The organism is Pseudomonas sp. XP1 (genome assembly GCF_053557675.1).
Genome location: NZ_JBNRIJ010000048.1, coordinates 20,250 through 24,109 on the forward strand (window position 1 = coordinate 20,250; position 3,860 = coordinate 24,109).

The following is a 3,860-nucleotide window of genomic DNA, read 5'->3' on the forward strand; positions in this document are numbered from 1 at the left end:
CTACGGAAAAGCGCAAGGCTGCACTTGGCAGCCCTGCCTCCACATCACTTGGCTATCTGAATCTTCGGCGCCCACTGCAGCCATTCATCCTCGGCCTTGTCGAACAAGGCGAACGTCTGCTGCGGCCGTGCCGGGTTGCCCATCTGCTCACCATCCGGCGTGGCAAAGGCGATACCGCCGTCGATCATGGTCTCCACCGACTCGGTACGCACCGTAGCCCCCTTGAACAGCCCCCAGTCGAAACCGAAGCCGCTGCTGTTCCAGAAGCGGCTACCGCTGCGCACCAGGGCCGCATAGCGCGGTTCGATCAGGATATGGATCAACACGCGGTCAGCGCTCTGGCCCAACTCGAAGCCTGTAACCTTGCCCACCGCAACCTCACGGTAGGTCACCGGCACGCCCGGCTTGATCGAGCCACGGCGCGGGGCGCTCAGCGTCAACGGCAGGCCGACTTCAGGCCCTGCCACCTGCGGGGCGTCGGCCAAGGCGATGAAATCGCGCTGCGGGCCACGGTCCTTGGCAGCCGGCTGCACCTCCAGATACTGCCCGCCCACCAAGGTGTCGAGGTTCTGCGTGCGCACCAGGCCAAAGGCGGGCTTGACCACCCAGAACTGCGTACCGACGCGGGCGATTCGATCCGCCGCTTCGGTAATGCGCGCCCGCAGCAGCACCGCCTGCAAGTCATCGGTCAGGTCGACGCTCTCGATGCTGCCCACATCCAGGCCGCGGAAGCGAATTGCCGTACCTGGCTTGAGGCCGTCGGCACGGTCCACACGAATGGTGATCAACGTACCTGCGCGGTTGACCGCGTCCTGGCTGTCATGCAGGCGGAAGCGTGGGATGTGGCGCTTGAGCGGAACATCGGGCCGTGGCGTGTCGAACGCGATACCACCAGCCATCAGGGTCTGCAGTGATTCACTCTTGATCTTGATACCCGACAGACCGCCCGTAAGGGTGATACCACTGACGTTCCAGAAGCGCGACGAACCGTTGACCAGCTTTTCGTATTCCTTCTCGATATGCACACCGATCAGGATGCGATTGCTGTTGCGGGCAAACTGGTAGCTTTGCACGCTACCCACCTTCACCTGGCGGTACATGACCGGGCTACCGACTTCCAGCGAACCCAGGGTGTCGGCGAACAGCACCATGTGCAGGCCTGGCGCCTTGAGGTCGAGCGGCGGCGCCTTGGCGCGGGCTTCGAACTCACGCTCTGGCCGCGCCCCCTTGTCACCTGGGCGAATGGCGATGTAGTTACCCTTGACCAGCGCCTCCAGGCCGGTGATACCCGCCAGGGAAATCGACGGTTTGACCACCCAGAACTGCGTGCCCTCGACCAGATAATCCTCGGCCAACGGGTCCAGCGTAAGCTCGGCCGATGCGCTGGCCAGGTTGTCTGCCATTGTCAGGGCTTTGAGCGAGCCCACCTGGATGCCCTTGTACATGACCGGTGTACGGCCCGCCTGCAGGCCCTCGTAATCGCTCAATTTCACCTTTACCCGGATACCGGCCTGGGCCGCATCAAAGTCCTCATACAGACGGAACGGCAGGTTCGAGTCGGTAGGTGGGCTGTCCTTGCGGTGTTCCGGCGTGGCAAAGGCGATACCACCGGCAACAATGCTCGACAGCGATTCGCTACGCACTTTCACGCCCGAGAGCGAGGCATCGATGCTGACGCCGCTGGCATTCCAGAAACGCGTGTGCTTGCGCACCAGGCTGGCATAGGCCGGCTCGATGAAGACTTTGATTTCGACAGTGCTCTGGTCCTCGGACAGGCGGTAGCTTTTCACCCGGCCAACCTGGATCTGCTTGTAGAACACCGGGCTGTCACGGTTGAGCGACCCCAGCCGCTCGGCCTTGAGGGTAAGGTGCAGGCCCGGCTCGGTATCCGACAGCGGCGGCGCCACCTTCAACGCGGTAAAACGCTTGGTACGTTCCCCCTCGCCCGGGCTGACGGCGATGTAGTTGCCTGACACCAGTGTTTCAAGGCCGGAAATACCGGCCAGGCTGACGCTCGGCTTTACCAGCCAGAAACGCGTACCTTTGGTCAGGTGAGGCTCGGCAGCCTTGTTCATCTCGATGGTGGCGATCACCCCCTGGTTATCACCCTTGGCGTCGAGCACCAGGCTTTTGACCTTGCCAACAGGCATGCCCTTGTAGATCACCTCGGTCTTGTTGGCGACAATACCCTCGCCTGACTCGAAGCGGACTTCAATTTCCACACCGGCATCACGATAAGCCTGCCATGCAAGCCAGCCACCGATCATCAAGGCGATCAAAGGCAGGATCCATATGGCCGACCAGTTCGAGGCTGGGCGGGTTTTAGCCGTTGGCAGGTCACTCATGGTCGTCATCCGACTCCGTGTTATCCCAAATCAGTCGGGGATCGAAAGTTAAAGCGGCAAGCATTGTCAGGATCACCACAGTTGCAAAGGCGACAGCGCCCAGGTTGGCTTCGACACTGGCTATTCGGCCGAAATTCACCACCGCCACCAGGATGGCGATGACAAAGATATCGAGCATGGACCAGCGCCCAATGAATTCGATGAAGCGGTACATCAATATCCGTTGCCGCGCCGAAAGCGGCTGCCGGCGCTGAACTGAGTACAATAGCAAGCCGATGCCCACCAGCTTGAACGTAGGCACCAGGATACTGGCAATGAACACCACCGCAGCAATGGGCACCATGCCATGCTTGAGCAAGGTTATGACGCCGGACATGATCGTGTCGGGGCTGCCTTGGCCCAGGGTGCTCACAGTCATGATCGGCAGCATGTTGGCCGGGATATACAGGATCGACGCGGCAATCAGCAGCGCCCAGGTACGCGCGATGCTGTTCGGCCGACGGGCATGCACGATGGCACCGCAGCGTGTACAGGTTTGTGAAGTGCTGTCTGGCTGTTGCCTGTTCAGCTCGTGACACTCATTGCAGACAAGAATGCCTGCATCAATCGCCCGCATGCAGGTCCTCCCCCGATAGCGCACTCCAGATCTGGTGCGGTGACATCACCACCTCGAGCCACACCTGGATCAATAACAGGCTGATGAAGCAGAACAGCCCCAGGCCCACAGTCAGCTCGGCCAGGTCCACCAGCTTGACGATGGCCACCAGCACGCCCATGAAATAGACCTCGAGCATGCCCCAGTCACGCAAGTGGTGATAGATGCGGTAGAACAGCAGGCCGAAACTACGCCCCACGTTCAGGCGGATGCTCAGGAGCACGAGCAGCTGACAAAGCAGTTTTGCCAGAGGGATGGCCATGCTGCACAGGAACACCACCACAGCTACACCGCGCATTTCCGAGTTGTACAGGCCCAGCACGCCGCTCCAGACGGTATCGTCCGATGTCTGGCCAAGCAGGTGCAGCTGCATGATCGGCAGGAAATTGGCAGGCACAAACAGCAGCAAGGCGGTGAGTACCAGGGCCAGGCTGCGGTTGACCACATTGTGCCGATGGGCGTAGAGCTCGTAGCCGCAGCGCGGGCATTGGGCCTTCTCATCATGCTGGAGCACAGGCTTGCGCAGCAGCAAGTCGCATTCATGGCAGGCGACAAGCTGGTCCAGCGGCAACTGGGCCAAGGTTTCAGGTTCGACAGGATTGGGCATATAGCGCTTCTGAATAGGTGCGTGGGCCTATTCTAGTGTTCTGGCTCGAATTGTGGGAGTTATGGGAGCGGGCAAGTCGAGGCATCGAACCGCCGCGAAACCGGCAACGCGGTGAATGGCACCGGCTTTGCCGGTGTCCGCGGGTGAACCCGCTCCCACAGAGGGGCGTGTGCAGGCCTGGGATTGGTAGGCCAGAAAGACAAAACCCCTACCTGCATGCGCAGATAGGGGTTTTGCGAAATGAATCTTGACG

At 60.8% G+C, this 3,860-nt stretch carries 3 protein-coding genes; all 3 read right to left on the minus strand.

Features of this window, described 5'->3' with window-relative positions; translation table 11 throughout:
- Positions 1-44: 44 nt before the first annotated feature.
- The 3 genes from ACK1U9_RS24245 to ACK1U9_RS24255 are packed head-to-tail and all read right to left on the minus strand — an operon-like array spanning position 45 to position 3,607.
- Positions 45-2,345, minus strand: a complete 2,301-nt coding sequence (locus ACK1U9_RS24245) for a PqiB family protein (protein WP_046617006.1) — start codon at positions 2,343-2,345, stop codon at positions 45-47.
- Positions 2,338-2,961 carry a paraquat-inducible protein A gene (locus ACK1U9_RS24250; RefSeq protein ID WP_015268842.1) on the minus strand — a complete coding sequence of 208 codons (624 nt, stop codon included), beginning with the start codon at positions 2,959-2,961 and terminating at the stop codon, positions 2,338-2,340. The genes ACK1U9_RS24245 and ACK1U9_RS24250 overlap by 8 nt, the downstream gene beginning before the upstream one ends.
- Complete coding sequence (locus tag ACK1U9_RS24255) at positions 2,948-3,607, minus strand: paraquat-inducible protein A (protein WP_085601765.1); 660 nt, start codon at positions 3,605-3,607, stop codon at positions 2,948-2,950. The genes ACK1U9_RS24250 and ACK1U9_RS24255 overlap by 14 nt, the downstream gene beginning before the upstream one ends.
- Positions 3,608-3,860: the final 253 nt, after the last annotated feature.